Origin of the sequence: Cytobacillus solani, from assembly GCF_006704205.1 — a bacterium.
Taxonomy (GTDB): domain Bacteria; phylum Bacillota; class Bacilli; order Bacillales; family Cytobacillaceae; genus Cytobacillus; species Cytobacillus solani.
Map to the genome: position 1 here is coordinate 3,192,694 of NZ_CP041305.1, position 18,879 is coordinate 3,211,572.

The window sequence follows — 18,879 nt, forward strand, 5'->3', positions numbered from 1 at the left end:
GCGGTCTAATTTACAAACAGGCTCGTATACATGTTAGTACAAACTGTCTTTGGAGGGATTAAATATGTCCATAAATAAAAAATCAACAATCGTGTCTGCAGTCTTAGTCTCATCCGTTTTATTGTCTGGATGCGGATTGTTTGGAAGCGGAGGAAAAGAAAAAATCGATCCTCCTCAATCATCGGTAACCTATACAGATGATGAAACAGCTGTGACAGGGGAAACAGCCAATACAGAAACAGGCACGGACACAGCTGGAAATGAAGAAGCTGTAACTGGAACGATTCAAACAGAGCTATACTTAATTAATAAGGATGGCTTAGTTGTGCCGCAAACATTGGAATTGCCAAAAACAGAATCAGTAGCTACACAAGCACTTGAATATCTAGTAAAGGATGGCAAAGTAACGGAGCTGCTGCCAAATGATTTCAGGGCGGTTCTGCCAGCTGATACGAAAGTATCCGTCGATATTAAGGACAAAGTTGCGACGGTCAATTTCTCCAAGGAATTTAAAGATTATCAAGTGGACGATGAATCGAAAATTCTTCAGGCTGTCACATGGACATTAACACAATTTGATTCTGTTGATAAAGTTAAGTTTCAGCTAAACGGAAATGCATTGAATGAAATGCCTGTAGGTGGAACACCGATTGGGGAATCATATAGCAGAGGAAATGGGATTAATCTCGATACGACAGATGTTCTTGATATAAATAATACAAGACCTGTCACGGTTTATTATATTGGTGGAAGTGAAGGCTCTTATTATTATGTTCCGGTCACAAAGCGCGTCTCCAATAATGAGAAGAATGAATACAAAGCTGTCGTGAATGAACTCATTAAAGGGCCAAGCTATGTGTCGAATCTTGATAGTGAGTTTTTACCGGATGTAAAACTATTAGAAGATCCGAAAATTGAAAACGGGAAAATTACTTTGAATTTTAACGAAGCTGTATATAGCAGTGAGGAAAAAATCATTTCTGAGCATTTATTAAATGCATTAGTCTTGTCATTAACTGAGCAAAAAGACATCGAAAGTGTTGCAATAACTGTTGATGGAAAAGCAGAGCTAGTGAATGAAAAGGGAGAAAAGCTGACAGAGCCAGTGACTCGTCCTGAAAAATTGAACACAGGTAGTTTTTAATCATCCGATTTTTGATATACTATAGGAATAAGTAAAAGAGGAGGCATTTTCTGCCACCTCTTCTTTATTGTGTTAGAGGCTATCGAGCTTCAGCATTTCTATTTAGGAGGAATCATCTTATGCGTGCAGATGGACGTGAACAGCTACAATTAAGGCCTATACATATTGAAACGAATTATTTAATGCATCCTGAAGGCTCTGTTTTAATAAGTGTTGGAAATACGAAGGTAATTTGTACAGCAAGCATTGATGATCGCGTGCCGCCTTTTATGAGGGGAGAGGGGAAAGGATGGATCACTGCTGAGTACTCCATGCTCCCTAGGGCAACGGAGACAAGGAATATTAGAGAATCAGCAAAGGGGAAAATTACCGGGCGGACAATGGAAATCCAGCGCTTAATTGGACGAGCTCTTCGTGCGGTTGTTGATCTTGAAGCGCTCGGAGAAAGAACGATCTGGCTTGACTGCGATGTCATTCAGGCAGATGGAGGTACAAGAACAGCTTCGATTACAGGTGCGTTCGTTGCAATGGCACTCGCTTTAGAAAAAGTTAGTAAAACGAAAAAGCTTGCGAAATATCCAATCAAGGATTTTCTTGCTGCAACAAGTGTCGGAATATTAGAGAATAAGCAAGTGGTTGTCGATTTAAATTATATCGAGGATTCAAAGGCACTTGTCGATATGAATATTGTCATGACGGGAAATGGCGAATTTGTCGAACTGCAAGGGACAGGTGAGGAATCCACTTTTTCTTACAGCGAGCTTCAAGGATTGCTAAAAGCTGGACAGGATGGAATTGTCCAATTATTTGAAATTCAAAGAGAGGCGTTCGGGGAAGAAATCACTAGTAAAATTTACTCAAGAAACGGAAAATAAGGGAAGGTGCTTAAAGAATGTCAGAAGTGATTATAGCAACAAAGAATCAGGGAAAAGCAAAGGAATTTACACGAATGTTCCAGCCGCTCGGCATTGAGGTTAAGACACTGCTAGATTTTCCTGAAATACAGGATGTGGAAGAGACAGGAGCCACCTTCGAGGAAAATGCGATATTAAAAGCGGAAACGATATCTAAGGTTTTGGGCAGAATGGTGATTGCTGATGATTCAGGTCTAGCGATTGATGCACTCGATGGGAGACCTGGAATTTTTTCTGCGCGGTATGCAGGAGAAGAGAAAAATGATGAAGCAAATATGACCAAAGTGCTAAAAGAGCTTGAAAATGTCCCTGAAAATGAACGACATGCAAGATTTTACTGTGCCCTTGCAGTTGCTTCTCCAGACCAGGAAACGTTTACTGTCTTAGGGACTTGTGAAGGAAGGATCCTACGAGAAAAAAGGGGTTCCTACGGATTTGGCTACGATCCGATATTCTTTGCAATTGAGAAAGGAAAAGCAATGGCAGAGCTGGAACCAGAAGAAAAAGCTCAGATTAGTCATCGTGCAAATGCACTTCGAAAATTAGAAAGCGAGCTGCCTTCTCTTCTGGCGGGAGCTGAAAAAAGGTGAAAATTTTAATTGTCAGTGATAGTCATGGACTTACGGAAGAGCTGCTGGAAATAAAAGCTCGATATGCCCATGAAGTACAGATGATGATTCATTGTGGAGATTCAGAGCTGCAAGCTGACGAGGAAGCTCTAGAAAACTTCCATGTTGTTCAGGGAAATTGTGACTTCATAGGGACATTTCCTGAAGACCTAATTAAAGAACTTGGCGGCCTTCGTGTTTTTGTTACACATGGTCATCGGTATGGAGTTAAATCTACATTATTAAATCTTTCCTTACGTGCGCAAGAAGCAGCCGCTAATATTGTCTGTTTCGGGCATTCTCATTTCCTTGGTGCAGAAATGATTGAAGGTATTATGTTTATTAATCCTGGGAGTATTAGGCTGCCAAGGGGCAGAACGGAAAAAACATTTGTTATTTTAGAGTTAAGTGAAAATGAAATGAAGCTGCATGTTCACGATCTTACACATGGAAAGCTAGATGATTTAACTCAAGTATTTTCACTTCCAAAAAGAGATTGAACAGCATATACTGTTAGGGAAGCTAAAAAGCTTCCCTGACAAAAAAACATTTATTTTTGTGTTGACTTTTAATTATATGCCTTATATAATAAAACTTGTCTTTGGATTACTTTTTTGAAAATATTAAGTCCCAGTAGCTCAGCTGGATAGAGCATACGCCTTCTAAGCGTACGGTCGGGAGTTCGAATCTCTCCTGGGACGCCATTTACACATCAGTTAAACTACATATCTTACCGTTTAAACTCACTTTTAAAAGTGAGTTTTTTTATTTTTAAAAAGTAACAACGTTTCAAGAAATAAAAAAATTTTTAAATGTATAGATTGTGTATACCTCAACAATGAAAGCGGATACAATAAATCAGATTAATTTAAATTATCAAATAATTTTCAAAAAGGGTGTTGACGGTTTAATAAAATGGGCGTAAGATAGTCCTCAATATAAGAAATTAAAAAATTATGAAATAAAAACCAGCCAACTTTTAGGTTAGCGAAACCAATTAATACATAGTTTTTTTTAACCTAAAAATTCAATGGTTTAAAGTGTTAAAACATAAAATATCATAGCCATAAAGTGAAGAAGAGGATAAGTAGTTTTATGAATTGGAATTTTGCAGAGAGCCGGAGCTGCTGTGAACCGGTAATTCCACCATAAGATGAACTCACCTCAGAGCATCAGCTTGAAAGAGTCAATCGAGTAGAGTTGGTCGGGTGTCTACCACCCGTTATCAAAACGGACAGGAACAGATGTCCATAAGTGCATGCGTAATGCGTGAATTTAGGGTGGTACCGTGGAATGGGATTAAAGCCTTTTCACCCCTTATACCTAGGATTAGTAGGTTTTTAAGGGGCGGAAAGGCTTTTTATATTGAATTAAAGGAAAAAGAGGAGGTTTTATACAAATGTTGCAGCAAGCTGCCATGACAGAATCAAAGGCTAAGACCGAAATGGTCACTGGTGCCGATCTGTTATTAGAGGCCTTGGAAAAAGAAAAGGTGGAAGTGATTTTTGGATATCCTGGAGGGGCTGTGCTTCCGATTTATGACAAGCTTTATGATTCAAAAATTCTCCACGTTTTGCCAAGACATGAGCAAGGAGGAATTCATGCAGCGGAGGGGTATGCAAGAATTTCCGGAAAGCCTGGAGTTGTGATTGCTACTTCTGGCCCAGGAGCAACTAATATTGTTACGGGTCTCACAGACGCAATGATGGACTCTCTGCCGCTCGTTGTATTCACTGGTCAGGTCCAGACAAGTGTAATCGGTTCTGATGCTTTCCAGGAAGCGGATGTTCTAGGAATTACAACACCGATTACAAAATACAATTACCAGGTGCGAAGCATTGAAGACATCCCTCGAATTGTGAAAGAGGCATTTTATATTGCCACAAGCGGAAGGCCGGGGCCAGTCTTGATAGACATTCCAAAAGATATTGCAGCGTCTGTATCAAAACCTCCAGAAGAACAAGAGATAAAGCTACCTGGCTATCAGCCAACCGTACAGCCTAACTATTTGCAAATTAGAAAACTATCTGAGGCAGTTAGCCGAGCGAGAAAGCCAGTTATTCTTGCTGGAGCTGGTGTCCTTCTTGCGCAGGCTTCGAATGAATTAAAAGAATACGCAGAACAGCAGCAGCTTCCAGTCATTCATACACTTCTCGGATTAGGGGGATTCCCAGCAGACCATCGGCTGTTCGTCGGATTAGCAGGTATGCATGGCTGTTATGCATCGAATATGGGCTTAAGTGAATGTGATTTATTAATTAATATCGGAGCAAGATTTGATGACAGGCTTACAGGGAATTTACAATTTTTTGCCCCTCAAGCAACGGTTGCTCACATCGATATTGATCCAGCTGAAATTGGAAAAAATGTTCCAACAGCCATACCAGTTGTTGCAGATGCAAAAGAAGCATTGAAGGAATTAATCAAGCAAAATGGAAAACCGCCAGCCCATTTGGAATGGCTGGAACAAATTCATAAATGGCAAGTGGAATATCCTTATCATTACGGGGAGTCAGACACTCTTAAGCCACAAAAAGTGTTAGAGATGCTTTATGAAAAAACAGCCGGGGATGCAATCGTCGTCACGGATGTTGGGCAGCACCAAATGTGGGCAGCACAGTATTATCAATTTAAAAAGGCGAATAGATGGGTGACTTCAGGTGGCCTTGGAACCATGGGATTTGGTTTACCAGCAAGCATTGGAGCGCAGCTTGCTGATCCGGACCGGTGTGTCATTGCTGTTCTTGGGGATGGGGGATTTCAAATGTCTACACAAGAGCTGACGGTCATTAAAGAACTAAATCTCCCTATAAAAATCGCAATATTCAATAATTTATCACTCGGAATGGTACGGCAATGGCAGGAAATTTTTTATGACAAACGGTATTCCCATAGTAAAATTCCTATCCAGCCTTCCTTTGTAAAGCTAGCAGAAGCTTATGGGATAAAAGGATATGAAATAAATAATGCGGAGGAAGCAGATGTCCTTTTTGAAGAAGTGTTGAATAGCCGAGAGCCTGTTCTGCTTGATATCCGAATTGATCCTGATGAGAATGTCTATCCGATGATTGCCCCAGGGAAAGGGCTGCATGAAATGGTAGGTGTGAAACCTTGAAAAAAATTATTAGTATGACTGTTATGAATCGCCCTGGTGTTCTCAATCGAATTACGAATCTTTTTTCAAAGAGGAATTATAATATTGAAAGCATTTCTGTAGGATTGACCGAACAGGAAGGAATATCAAGAATTACTTGTGTGATTCATGTAGAAAGTGATCGGGAAGCTGAGCAAATTACAAAACAGCTGAATAAACAGATTGATATTTTAAAAGTAACAGATATTAGTGATCAGGCAATTGTTGCAAGAGAACTGGCATTAATTAAAGTGCTCTCTACCCCGCAAACAAGAAATGAACTTTACGCATTAATCGAACCATTTCGGGCAGCGGTTATTGATATAAGCAAGGATAGCTTAGTCATTCAAATAACAGGAGAATCAGATAAAATTGAAGCATTTATCGAACTGATTAAGCCTTATGGAATTAAGGAGCTTGCTCGCACAGGAACGACAGCATTCCCAAGAGGAACACAAAAACCTGTTAATCCGCAAAAAACATATTCAATCGTTTAATTTTAAAAAAAGAAAGGAAGATAATAATGGCGAAAATGTACTATAACGGAGATGCGAATCCAGCTTATTTAAATGGAAAGAAGGTAGCGGTGATCGGGTATGGATCACAAGGTCATGCACATGCATTAAACCTGAGAGACAGCGGAGTTGAAGTCGTTATTGGGCTTCGCAAAGGGAAATCATGGGATAAAGCAGCAGAAGATGGCTTTCAAGTATATTCAGTAGGGGAAGCAACAGCACAGGCAGACGTGGTCATGATTCTTTTGCCAGATGAACTCCAGACGAAAGTATATAAAGAAGAAATTGAACCGAATTTAACAAATCAGGCACTCATGTTTGCACACGGTTTTAATGTTCATTTCAATCAAATTGTTCCACCAAAGGAAAGCGATGTGCTTCTCGTTGCCCCTAAAGGTCCTGGCCATCTTGTAAGGAGAACATTTGAACAAGATGCAGGCGTCCCAGCTTTGTTTGCCATCTATCAAGATGTATCTGGTGAAGCACAAGAGCTTGCTCTAGCTTATGCAAGAGGCATTGGGGCATTACGTGCAGGTGCATTAGAAACCACCTTTAAGGAGGAAACAGAAACCGATCTATTTGGGGAACAGGCTGTCCTTTGTGGAGGATTGACCTCACTTGTTAAAGCAGGCTTTGAAACGTTAGTCGAAGCAGGATATCAGCCAGAATTAGCCTACTTTGAATGCTTGCATGAATTGAAGCTGATTGTTGACTTAATGTATGAAGGCGGATTAGAAGGAATGCGCTATTCAATTTCAGATACAGCACAATGGGGAGATTTTGTCAGCGGACCACGAGTAGTTGATGGAAGAGTGAAGGAAGAAATGAAAGCTGTTCTTAAAGATATTCAGGAAGGGAAATTTGCGAAAGGCTGGATCTTAGAAAATCAAGCAAATCGTCCTGTATTTAATGCAGTAAATGAAAGAGAAAAGCAGCATCAAATTGAGCAGGTGGGCAGAGAACTTAGAAAAATGATGCCGTTCGTTAATAGCGGAAAAAAGAAGGAAGCTGTTGCTAGTGCAAACCATTAAAATATTCGACACGACCTTAAGGGATGGAGAACAGTCAGCAGGTGTGAATCTTAATTTTTCGGAAAAGCTAGAAATCGCTAAGCAGCTGGAAAGATTAGATGTAGATATTATGGAAGCTGGTTTTCCTGCCGCATCGAAAGGCGACTTCTCATCCGTACAAAAAATTGCCCAAACGATAAAAAATTGTTCTGTCACAGGACTTGCTCGTGCAGTTATCTCAGATATCGATGCAGCATGGGAAGCGCTGAAAGACGGTGCAGAGCCAAGACTCCATACCTTTCTTGCAACTTCGCCGATTCATCGAGAATACAAATTGAAAATGTCGAAAGAAGAAGTCATTCATACAGCTGTAGAAACAGTAAAATATGCAGCGAAGAAATTCCCGATTATTCAATGGTCTGCAGAAGACGCTTCGAGAACGGAGCTGCCGTTTTTGGCAGAAATTATTGAAAAAGTCATTCAGGCTGGGGCGAGAGTAATTAATATTCCTGATACTGTCGGATATGGAACACCACAAGAATATGGAGCTATTTTTAAATACTTAAAAGAAAATGTTCCTTCTATTAATAAAGTTTCTTTATCAACCCATTGTCATGATGATTTAGGAATGGCCATCGCAAATTCACTTGCAGCAGTAGAAAATGGTGCCACGCAAGTGGAAGGGACAATAAATGGCATTGGGGAAAGAGCAGGAAATGCTGCATTGGAGGAATTTGCGGTAGCCTTGCATATCAGAAAGGATTACTATCAGGCATCCACCCGGTTAAATCTTCATGAGATAAGCCGAACAAGCAGTCTTGTTAGCAAGCTTACTGGAATGATCGTTCCTGCTAATAAGGCAGTTGTCGGCAAAAATGCATATGCACACGAATCTGGGATTCATCAGGATGGCGTACTTAAGGAAAAAACAACCTATGAAATTATTTCTCCGGACTTAGTAGGCTTCCAGTCCAACTCATTAGTTTTAGGAAAGCATTCTGGCAGACATGCCTTTAAAAACCGGTTAGATGAATTGGGACTTAACGTTCCTGAGGAAAATATTAAGCCGCTATTTAGCGCATTTAAGGATTTGGCTGACCGCAAAAAAGAAATGACTGACGAAGACTTGGTTGCTCTTGTCCTTGAGGAAGAGCTGTCAAAGGAAGAGCGATTCTATGAATTAATTCATTTGCAAATCCAATATGGGACAAATCAAATACCAACCGCAACGGTTACTTTATCAGGGGCGGATAAAGAAGTCATCCAGGAGGCTGGAACGGGAGCAGGAAGTATAGAAGCCCTCTATAATACATTGGAAAAATGTGTGGAAGGGTCAATCAACCTCTTAGATTACCGTATCCAGTCTGTCGGGGGAGGGAGAGATGCCCTGGCACAAGTATATGTGAAGCTTACTTATCTGGATATTGAAACAAGTGGACGGGGGCTTGCACAAGATGTGCTGGAGGCATCGGCAAAAGCTTATTTAAATGCGATTAACAGAGTCATCTATATGAAGGATAAGGGGCCAGAACCGGAAATGTGCTTTACTCCATAACTAGAAAGACCGGTTGTAATCAACAGTTATCAAGATTCATCATAATCACAAGACGGAGGGATAACAATGAAAAAACGTATCGCAGTACTACCAGGAGATGGAATCGGAAAAGAAGTGACTAAGGGAGCTATTGAAGTTTTGCAAGCTGTTGGAGAGCGTTTCGGACACCAGTTCTATTTTCAATACGGATTAATCGGTGGAGAAGCAATCGATGCGGTTGGGTCCCCACTTCCGAATGAAACAATTGAGCTGTGTAAACAAAGCGATGCGATTTTACTAGGTGCAGTTGGCGGTCCGAAATGGGAAAGTCAGCCTACCCACCTTCGTCCTGAGCGTGGACTATTAAAAATTCGAAAAGAACTTAGTCTATATGCGAACCTTAGACCAACGAGCTATTATGCCAGTCTTGCAGAATCTTCACCGCTTCGCAAGGAAGTAATTGAAGGCGTAGACATGGTCATGGTAAGAGAATTAACTGGCGGTCTTTATTTCGGCAAACCGAGCGAGCGTACACGAAAAAATGGTGAAGACGAAGTAGTGGATACGCTTTATTACAAAAGAGCAGAAATGGAAAGAGTGATTAAACTAGCATTCCAGCTTGCTAAAGAAAGAAAAGGGAAAGTAACTTCTGTCGACAAAGCAAATGTGTTAGAATCCAGCCGAATGTGGAGGGAAGTAGCAGAATCCGTTGCTAAAGAATATCCAGCTGTCGAACTTGAACACATGCTTGTAGACAATGCAGCCATGCAAATGATTAAAAAACCGAAACGTTTTGATGTCGTTGTTACCGAGAATATGTTTGGCGATATTTTAAGCGATGAGGCATCCGTTTTAACTGGATCATTAGGCATGCTTCCTTCAGCAAGTCTATCTGAAGATGGCCCATATCTTTATGAACCAATCCATGGCTCAGCACCTGATATTGAAGGGGAAAATACAGCAAATCCACTAGCTATGATTCTGTCAGCTGCCATGATGCTTCGTCTATCATTTAGTATGCATGAGGAGGCTGAAGCGGTTGAGCAAGCTGTAAACCAAGTGCTTGAAGCAGGATACAGAACAAAAGATATTATGACATTTGGCAAAAAGCCTGTAACAACTAAAGAAATGGTTGAAGAAGTAAAAGCAACACTTATGGATAATGAAGCAATTATGCATATCATGAGTGCGTACGCATAGAAAAGCGAAGCCTGCTCGCATAGGGGCGACAGTCTACCGTTATTGAGTACAGTTTGAATTTAAATTACACACTTAGAGGTATCAATAGCCCCTATAGAGTCCAGTTTGAACTAAAACTAGACATTTAGAGGAATCAATAGCCCATATAGAGTCCGGTTTGAACTAAAACTAGACATTTAGAGGAACCAATAGCCTCTATTGAGTGCAGTTTGAACTAAAACTACACATGTTGAGGAATCAATAGCCCCTATTGAGTACCAATTTATCTAAAATTACTTATTTACTGAAATCAAGGTGAGCAAGGTGTTACTTGATAATTGTTCTCTCTCCTTCAAGTTGGATTGCTTTGTTGATCCTAAAGGGCCGAGTAGCAGCAATGGCAGAAATGAAATTTATTAATAGGAAACACGACCAAACATGGTCGTGTTTCTTTTAAAAAAGAAAGCAGGAGGAAAAAATGGGGAAAACAATTATTGATAAGATATGGGAAAAGCATGTAGTCCATCAAGAGGAAGGGGAACCAGATTTAATCTATATTGATCTTCACTTAGTACATGAGGTAACCTCCCCACAGGCATTTTCTGGGTTGAGAATGAAAAAACGACGAGTTAGACAACCAGAGAGAACGTTTGCGACGATGGATCATAATGTACCAACCGTTAATCGATATAAAATCGATGACCCAGTTGCTTTAAATCAAATGACGACTTTGGAAAAAAACTGTTTGGAATTCGGCATCCCGCTTGCTGGAATGGACAGTCCAGAGCAGGGAATCGTTCATGTGATAGGTCCAGAGCTTGGACTAACACAGCCGGGGATGACGATTGTTTGCGGTGACAGTCATACTTCTACACACGGGGCATTGGGAGCAATTGCCTTTGGAATAGGTACGAGCGAAGTGGAACATGTGTTAGCGACACAAACGCTTTGGCAAACGAAACCGAAAACATTAAAAATCGAAATAAATGGACAGCTTCGAAAAGGGGTTACGTCTAAAGATGTCATCCTTTATATTCTTTCCAAACATGGTGTCAATTTTGGGCAAGGGCACGTCATTGAATATTGTGGAGAGGTTATTAAAAGGATGTCAATGGAAGAGCGGATGACCATTTGTAATATGTCAATAGAAGGAGGCGCAAGAGCTGGTTTGATAAGCCCGGATGAAACAACATTTTCTTATTTAGAAGGAAGGAAGCACACACCAAAAGGAGAAGCGTTTAAAAAGACTGTCATGCAGTGGAGAGAGCTTGCATCTGACGATGATGCCGGATTTGATCGGACGATAATGATTGATGCGAATGTAATTACACCGATGGTAAGCTGGGGAACAAATCCCTCGATGACATCCGGTATAAAAGATTCTATTCCATACTTAAAAGATTGTAAAAATGAACTCGAACAAAAGTCGCTAGAAAGAGCAATTGATTACATGGGTCTAAAAGAAGGACAGAAAATTGCTGACATTGAAATACAACATGTGTTTATTGGTTCATGTACAAATTCACGTTTAGAAGATTTACGTCAAGCCGCTGAAATGGTAAAAGGAAAAAATGTTCACCCAACTGTAAGGGCTTTAGTCGTACCAGGATCTCAGCAAGTTAAGAAGGAAGCTGAGTCTGAAGGATTAGATGTAATTTTTCAAAAGGCTGGGTTCGAATGGCGGGAATCAGGCTGCAGCATGTGTCTGAGTATGAATAATGATATTGTTCCAAGCGGGGAGCATTGTGCATCCACTTCAAATCGTAATTTCGAAGGGAGACAAGGGACAGGCGCTAGAACGCATTTAGTCAGCCCAGTGATGGCTGCTGCCGCCGCACTATATGGGCGTTTTGTTGATGTCAGTGAAAAGGTATCTGTTGAAGCACTGTAAATAAAAAGGATGTGAAAATATGAGTGGATTTAGAACGATAGTAGGAAAAGCAGTTGCAATGGATCGGGCGAATGTAGATACAGATCAAATTATTCCGAAGCAATTTTTGAAAAGAATTGAGAAAACAGGGTTTGGTCAATATTTATTTTATGATTGGCGGTATACAAAAGAAGGCGAGGAGAATCCTGATTTTGAATTGAACCAGCCGAAAAATCAAAGTGCATCGATCCTAATTGCCAATGAGAACTTTGGGTGTGGATCCTCTAGAGAACATGCGCCTTGGGCGCTGTCGGATTACGGCTTTAAAGTTGTGATTGCACCATCATTTGCAGATATTTTCCATCAAAATTGCTTGAAAAATGGGATGCTTCCTCTCAAACTGCAAGCAGAAGAAGTAGCGTATTTAATTGAAAAGGCACAAAATCAGCCATACCACTTAACGATTGATCTCGAAAAGGAAACGGTAACAGATAATAATGGCTTTTTAGCCTCCTTTCCGATCACAGCGTATTGGAAGAGGATGCTTTTAAATGGATGGGACGAAATTGAAATTACCCTGCAATTAGATGAGAAAATAGCACAATTTGAGCGTTCCAGAGCGGTTATATCATGATTGCCAAAAGGTTCACAGCGGAGGTGAGAGCTGTGGATCTTTTTTGTTTTTTTAAAGTTTTCATGCTAAACTTACTTCAAAATCAAGTAGGGCGGGGACTGCATGAAGAAACGAGATCGGAAAAAACTAAATAATAAAGTAATCCTTTTTCCCGATCTGGAAAAAAGGCTTCTTGAAAAAGGGCTTGAAAAAATGCAACAGAAAAGATTCCGGGAAGCGACCGAGCACTTAGAAGAAGCAAAACAATTAGACCCAGAAAATAGCGATATTTATATTGGATTAGTACTCGCATATTTTGAATGGGGATCATTGCAAAAGGCAAAGGAAATAGCGGCGGATATGCTGCAAAAGGGAATTGGGGAATACATCCAAATTATTGACTTATACTTAATGATTCTTGTTCAGCTTCATCAATATGATGAAATTGTAACGACGATAGAGATTCTATTAGAGGAAAAGGAGATTCCAACGGAAAAATATGAAAGCTTTACCCAAATGTTAGAATTTAGCAGGAGAATGGCAAAGGACAAGCCTGAAATGCAAGATGAAGAAGCGGCAATGGAAGAATTGGATAAAGACCTTGATTTGTTCGCTTTCAAGACCCAACAAGCACAAATGAATTTGGCTGCCCAGTTAGCAGAGAAAAATATTCGGGCGTATATTGGTGAGATAAGTACATATCTCCACTCGCAGGAGGGATCTCCTTTCTTCAAAACGATGCTGCTTAATGTATTAATTGAGCATGAATATGACAAAGAAGTCCTTGTTGAAAAGCTGGGAAGAACGTTATCGGTTATTCCGGTTCAGCTTCCTCCTGTTCATAAGCAGCCAGAGATAGAGTCGCTACTTCACCTCCTTAGCAGCCAAATCGAGCATGAAGACCCAATCTTGTTTGAAAATATAAAAAGCCTAATTAGCCGCCATTCTTTTATTCTCTATCCGTTTCAGCTAGATACGTATGAGGAAAAAGTTTGGGCAGCAGCCTATCATGCCCTCATAGCTGAATACCTAGGTTTAAGCATGGATGAAGAACTCGTATTGCTATATGATGTGAGAATAGAAGAGATGAAAGCTGCACTGCTAGAATTAAAACAGCTTGAAGAAATTTCATCTTCCGATTTTTAGTCTTCCTTGTTGAAAGAAAAGGAACGTGTGGTATAATATAATGGTTGTATATGTAGATGGTATTTTTTATGTTAAAAATGTATAAAGCTTGCTAACCAAGCTTTATCCATATCCATTTGTTACGTATGAAATGATAATAGATTGTTGGAGGGAATTAAATTTATGTCTGCAAAATTTGAAAAGCTAGAAGGGAACCAAGGGGTTCTTACAATTGAAGTAAATGCAGAAAAAGTTAATGAAGGTTTAGACGCTGCATTCAAAAAAGTAGTAAAACAAGTAAATGTACCAGGTTTCCGTAAAGGAAAAATGCCTCGCGGAATGTTCGAAAAGCGTTTCGGTATTGAATCACTTTATCAAGATGCAGTTGATATTCTTCTTCCAGAAGCATATGCAAATGCAATCGAAGAAACTGGTATTGAGCCAGTTGATCGTCCTGAAATTGATGTAGAGCAAATTGAAAAAGGCAAGAGCTTAATCTTCAAAGCAACTGTAACTGTAAAGCCAGAAGTTAAATTAGGCGAATACAAAGGGCTTGAAGTAGAAAAGTTTGATACTGAAGTAACAGAAGAAGATGTTGACAATGAATTAAAGTCTATGCAAGAAAGACTTGCTGAGCTTGTTGTAAAAGAAGAAGGCAAAGCTGAAAACGGCGACACAGTTGTTATGGACTTTGAAGGATTTGTTGATGGAGAAGCATTTGAAGGCGGAAAAGCAGAAAATTATTCTCTTGAACTTGGTTCAGGTCAATTCATTCCAGGATTTGAAGAGAAATTAGTTGGTGTTGCTTCTGGAGAATCAAAAGATGTTGAAGTTACTTTCCCTGAAGAATACCATGCTGCTGAATTAGCAGGAAAACCTGCAGTATTTAAAGTGACTGTTCATGAAATCAAAACGAAAGAACTTCCTGAATTAAATGATGAATTTGCAAAAGACGCAGATGAAGAAGTTGAAACTTTAGCTGCTCTTAAAGAAAAACTAAGAACTCGTCTTGAAGAAAGCAAGAAGCATGAAGCTGAACATTTTGTTCAAGATACTGTAGTGGAAAAAGCTTCTGCAAATGCAGAAATTGATCTTCCATCAGTAATGGTTGATACAGAAATTGACCGTATGATGAACGAATTTGAACAACGCCTGCAAATGCAAGGAATGAATCTTGAGCTTTACTTCCAATTCTCAGGTCAAGAAGAGAGTGCATTACGTGAGCAAATGAAGGAAGATGCTGAAAAGCGTGTTCGTATGAACTTAACACTTGAAGCAATTGCAAAAGCAGAAAACATCGAAGTAACAGATGAAGAAGTAACTGCAGAGCTTAATAAAATGGCTGAAATGTACAACATGACAGTTGAAAATATCCAAAAAGCTCTAGGCAGTCTTGAAGGCATAAAAGCAGATCTTCAAGTTAAAAAAGCAGTTGATTTCATTGTAGAAAACAGTAAAACTGTTTAATAAATATTATTAAAGCTAGATAAAACATAATGAACAAGGCGCGAGTAATCGTGCCTTGTTTTGTACAATAGAATAGAAGAAATGATAATACATACACATACATATGAAGTTTTTGGATAAAATCTATTGACTTAACTTGACCATAATTGGTTAAGCTTATTTAGAATATCTTTTTTTACAGCCAACCTTAAACGAATCCGCTATGCAAGCAGTCATACATAATCTAATTAAGTAATTAAGAGTTTTCATTTCCTGTCCAAAGTGGAAATGTGTTACAATGCAATACATAACAATTGTTGTAAGAAAAGGTAAGTCTAAATAGGATGAGCATTGGATTACGTGCTTAATATATTTAGTAACAAACGGCTGAATTTTATTTGTTTGCATATGATTCGCACAAGCTTAATATAATGATTTGAAGTTTTCAAGGGGTGAAGGATTTGTTTAAATTTAATGATGAAAAAGGGCAATTAAAGTGTTCATTCTGTGGCAAAACACAGGATCAAGTACGAAAGCTTGTTGCCGGACCAGGTGTTTATATATGTGATGAGTGTATAGAACTCTGCACAGAAATTGTAGAAGAAGAGCTTGGAACAGAAGAAGAAGTAGAATTTAAAGATGTACCAAAGCCGTCAGAAATCCGAGATATTCTTGACGAATATGTCATTGGTCAAGACCAAGCAAAGAAATCGTTATCCGTTGCCGTGTATAACCATTACAAGCGCATTAACTCTAACAGCAAAATTGATGATGTGGAACTTTCAAAAAGTAATATTGCCATGATCGGGCCGACTGGAAGCGGGAAAACATTACTTGCACAAACATTAGCCCGTATTTTAAATGTTCCGTTTGCTATTGCTGATGCGACTTCATTAACAGAAGCAGGGTATGTGGGAGAGGATGTAGAGAACATCCTTTTAAAGCTCATTCAATCTGCTGACTATGACGTTGAAAAAGCGGAAAAGGGAATTATTTATATTGATGAAATTGATAAGGTAGCGAGAAAGTCTGAAAACCCATCCATTACTAGAGATGTATCTGGGGAAGGGGTACAGCAAGCACTGTTGAAAATATTAGAGGGAACGGTTGCAAGTGTACCACCTCAAGGTGGACGTAAACATCCTCATCAAGAATTTATCCAAATTGATACAACAAATATTTTGTTTATTTGTGGTGGAGCCTTTGATGGGATTGAGCAAATTATTAAACGCCGATTAGGTCAAAAGGTCATTGGGTTTGGATCAGATACGAAACAAAATGAACTTGATCAAAAGAGCCTGTTATCAAAAGTACTTCCTGAGGATTTATTAAGATTTGGGCTTATTCCAGAATTCATCGGTCGTCTTCCAGTTATTTCAAGTCTAACACCATTAGATGAAGAAGCATTAATTGAAATTTTAACAAAGCCAAAAAATGCGCTTGTTAAACAATATCAAAAAATGCTTGAACTTGATGAAGTAGAGCTTGAGTTCGAGGAAGAGGCACTTACTGAAATTGCTAAAAAGGCAATTGAACGTAAAACAGGTGCTCGCGGACTGCGTTCTATCATTGAAGGAATCATGTTAGATGTGATGTTTGAGCTTCCTTCACGTGAGGATATTAAGAAATGCATTATTACGAAAGAAGCGATCACTGATAATGCTTCACCAAAGCTGATTCTTGAAGATGGTACAATTATTGATGAGGAACGAAAAACTTCAGCTTGAATAAAATTTAGAGAGGCCAAACCATTATAGGGTTTGGTTTTTCTCATTGTGTCTCGTTTATCTCATTCGTGGCACTTCCAGTTTGTACGGCGATGATCTAAGGCGCTTCCGCATTTCTTGCAGCCCAATTTTTTACAACAGATTCTTGTTTATTCCAACTCTGTGAAGGAGATACTAGCATTATCAGCGAGAACTTTTAATGCAGGAGGGAAAAGTATGAGTTGGACGGGGATCGCCTTATTTATACAATTGTTTTTTGGAATTGTCATTGGGCTTTATTTTTGGAATTTGTTAAAAAACCAGCGGACTCAAAAGGTTTCAATCGATCGGGAGTCAAAAAAAGAAATGGATCAATTAAAAAAAATGAGAGCCATTTCTTTAACAGAGCCTCTGGCGGAAAGGGTACGGCCTTCTAGTTTTGCGGATATTGTTGGACAGGAAGATGGGATCAAATCTTTAAAAGCTGCTTTATGCAGTCCAAACCCGCAGCATGTAATTATTTATGGACCACCAGGTGTTGGAAAGACAGCAGCAGCAAGACTCGTATTAGAAGAAGCAAAGAAAACAGCCAAGTCTCCGTTTAAACCGTCTTCTGTTTTTATTGAATTAGATGCAACGACTGCTCGCTTTGATGAACGTGGGATTGCTGATCCTCTTATTGGTTCTGTTCATGATCCTATTTATCAAGGAGCTGGTGCAATGGGACAAGCTGGTATACCTCAGCCGAAACAAGGAGCGGTAACCAATGCCCATGGAGGGGTACTTTTTATTGATGAAATAGGCGAGCTTCACCCAATACAAATGAATAAATTATTGAAGGTATTAGAAGATAGAAAAGTTCTTTTTGAAAGTGCCTATTATAATGAAGAAAATACTCAAATTCCTAATCATATTCACGATATTTTTAAGAATGGCCTTCCAGCCGATTTCAGATTAATTGGTGCAACAACGAGAACGCCAAGTGAAATTCCCCCAGCGATTCGTTCAAGATGTATGGAGGTATTTTTCAGAGAATTATTAGAAGAGGAAATTATTGAAATTGGAAGAAAGGCTGCTAAAAAGGTCAATCTCACGATTAGTGAAAATGCATTAACAATACTAGCATCGTACGCAAGAAATGGGCGTGAAGCAGTCAATCTTATTCAGATTTCAGCTGGATTAGCAATAACGGAAGATAGAGATTACATAAAGGATGAAGATATTGAGTGGGTGATTCAGTCAAGTCAGCTTACTCCTAGAATGGAAAGAAAAATAAATGAGAAATCAGCTATAGGTCTAGTTAACGGTCTTGCCGTATACGGGCCGAATACGGGTGCCCTTCTTGAAATTGAAGTGACTGTCATTCCTGCCACTGATAAAGGAAGTATCAATATTACTGGGATCGTTGAAGAGGAAAGTATCGGCGGACAAGGAAAATCGATACGGAGAAAAAGTATGGCAAGAGGGTCCATTGAAAATGTAATTACTGTTCTTCGTTCAATGGGTGTTCCTGCGAATGATTACGATATTCATGTGAATTTTCCAGGAGGAGTTCCCATTGATGGGCCCTCTGCAGGAATCGCAATGGCGACCGGGATATATTCCGCTATTTATAAGCTTCCAATTGACCATACAGTAGCAATGACAGGAGAAATAAGTATTCACGGGCATGTGAAACCGATCGGTGGTGTGTATCCAAAGGTTAAAGCAGCGAAAAAAGCTGGTGCAAAAACAGTGATTATTCCTGAAGAAAACATGCAATCTATTTTAAAAGAAATTACAGGAATAAAGATTGTTCCTGTAAGCCATTTGAATGAAGTTTTTGATCTAGCCCTTCTAAAGAATATTCATATGGAGCAATCGATAACGGCTTCAGTCGAACTGGTGAAAAAAGAAAGCATTTAGTTGGTGAAAAAACTTCGGCTTGCAATGGATGCGAAAAGCCGAAGTTTTATTTATGCGTTTTGGCTTGTCTTATGCTTGTCGGGGGTGACCAAGCCGCCTCCGCATTTCAAATTAGACACTATCTTATAAATACGATAGAATTGTACAAAGAAATTATTAGAAATTTTATGCTTATAA

15 protein-coding genes, 1 tRNA gene and 1 other annotated feature are annotated in these 18,879 nt (G+C 39.4%); all 16 genes read left to right on the top strand.

The genetic code is table 11. The features are described 5' to 3' along the window. Positions 1 to 64 precede the first annotated feature (64 nt). The 16 genes from FI644_RS15975 to lonB all read left to right on the top strand — a co-directional run bounded on the left by FI644_RS15975 (position 65) and on the right by lonB (position 18,702). Positions 65 to 1,144 (top strand): GerMN domain-containing protein, encoded by a 1,080-nt coding sequence (locus FI644_RS15975; RefSeq protein WP_053477215.1) that lies wholly within the window; start codon positions 65 to 67, stop codon positions 1,142 to 1,144. A gap of 119 nt (positions 1,145 to 1,263) precedes the next feature. Next, on the top strand, positions 1,264 to 2,019 hold the full coding sequence (gene rph / locus FI644_RS15980; protein WP_053477214.1) for a ribonuclease PH: 756 nt from the start codon (positions 1,264 to 1,266) through the stop codon (positions 2,017 to 2,019). Between the two features lie 17 nt (positions 2,020 to 2,036). Further along, entirely contained in the window at positions 2,037 to 2,648 is a 612-nt protein-coding gene (locus tag FI644_RS15985) for an XTP/dITP diphosphatase (RefSeq protein ID WP_053477213.1), read from the top strand. Continuing rightward, a complete protein-coding gene (locus FI644_RS15990) occupies positions 2,645 to 3,166 on the top strand; it encodes a metallophosphoesterase family protein (protein WP_053477212.1) in 522 nt (173 codons plus the stop codon). The genes FI644_RS15985 and FI644_RS15990 overlap by 4 nt, the downstream gene beginning before the upstream one ends. A 127-nt stretch (positions 3,167 to 3,293) precedes the next feature. After that, positions 3,294 to 3,370: transfer RNA gene (locus FI644_RS15995), tRNA-Arg, on the top strand. Positions 3,371 to 3,731: 361 nt separating this feature from the next. After that, positions 3,732 to 3,987 (top strand) — a binding site (T-box leader). A 78-nt stretch (positions 3,988 to 4,065) separates the two neighbouring features. Then, a complete protein-coding gene (gene ilvB / locus FI644_RS16000) occupies positions 4,066 to 5,781 on the top strand; it encodes an acetolactate synthase large subunit (RefSeq protein WP_053477211.1) in 1,716 nt (571 codons plus the stop codon). Continuing rightward, the gene (gene ilvN / locus FI644_RS16005; RefSeq protein ID WP_053477210.1) at positions 5,778 to 6,296 is read left to right on the top strand and encodes an acetolactate synthase small subunit; all 519 of its coding nucleotides are present in this window, start codon (positions 5,778 to 5,780) and stop codon (positions 6,294 to 6,296) included. The genes ilvB and ilvN overlap by 4 nt, the downstream gene beginning before the upstream one ends. A gap of 26 nt (positions 6,297 to 6,322) precedes the next feature. Further along, positions 6,323 to 7,345 (top strand): ketol-acid reductoisomerase, encoded by a 1,023-nt coding sequence (gene ilvC, locus FI644_RS16010; protein ID WP_053477209.1) that lies wholly within the window; start codon positions 6,323 to 6,325, stop codon positions 7,343 to 7,345. Next, a complete protein-coding gene (locus FI644_RS16015) occupies positions 7,332 to 8,879 on the top strand; it encodes a 2-isopropylmalate synthase (RefSeq protein ID WP_053477208.1) in 1,548 nt (515 codons plus the stop codon). The genes ilvC and FI644_RS16015 overlap by 14 nt, the downstream gene beginning before the upstream one ends. Before the next feature lie 66 nt (positions 8,880 to 8,945). Beyond that, positions 8,946 to 10,058, top strand: a complete 1,113-nt coding sequence (gene leuB, locus FI644_RS16020) for a 3-isopropylmalate dehydrogenase (protein ID WP_053477207.1) — start codon at positions 8,946 to 8,948, stop codon at positions 10,056 to 10,058. Positions 10,059 to 10,515: 457 nt separating this feature from the next. Further along, complete coding sequence (gene leuC / locus FI644_RS16025) at positions 10,516 to 11,928, top strand: 3-isopropylmalate dehydratase large subunit (RefSeq protein ID WP_053477206.1); 1,413 nt, start codon at positions 10,516 to 10,518, stop codon at positions 11,926 to 11,928. Positions 11,929 to 11,947: 19 nt separating this feature from the next. Beyond that, on the top strand, positions 11,948 to 12,541 hold the full coding sequence (gene leuD, locus FI644_RS16030) for a 3-isopropylmalate dehydratase small subunit (protein ID WP_053477205.1): 594 nt from the start codon (positions 11,948 to 11,950) through the stop codon (positions 12,539 to 12,541). A gap of 102 nt (positions 12,542 to 12,643) precedes the next feature. Further along, complete coding sequence (locus FI644_RS16035) at positions 12,644 to 13,666, top strand: tetratricopeptide repeat protein (RefSeq protein ID WP_053477204.1); 1,023 nt, start codon at positions 12,644 to 12,646, stop codon at positions 13,664 to 13,666. 162 nt (positions 13,667 to 13,828) lie between these two features. Next, complete coding sequence (gene tig, locus FI644_RS16040) at positions 13,829 to 15,112, top strand: trigger factor (RefSeq protein WP_053477203.1); 1,284 nt, start codon at positions 13,829 to 13,831, stop codon at positions 15,110 to 15,112. Positions 15,113 to 15,552: 440 nt separating this feature from the next. Beyond that, positions 15,553 to 16,818: an ATP-dependent protease ATP-binding subunit ClpX gene (clpX, locus tag FI644_RS16045; RefSeq protein ID WP_053477202.1), complete on the top strand. Its 1,266-nt coding sequence runs from the start codon at positions 15,553 to 15,555 to the stop codon at positions 16,816 to 16,818. A gap of 216 nt (positions 16,819 to 17,034) precedes the next feature. After that, entirely contained in the window at positions 17,035 to 18,702 is a 1,668-nt protein-coding gene (gene lonB / locus FI644_RS16050) for an ATP-dependent protease LonB (RefSeq protein ID WP_053477201.1), read from the top strand. Positions 18,703 to 18,879: the final 177 nt, after the last annotated feature.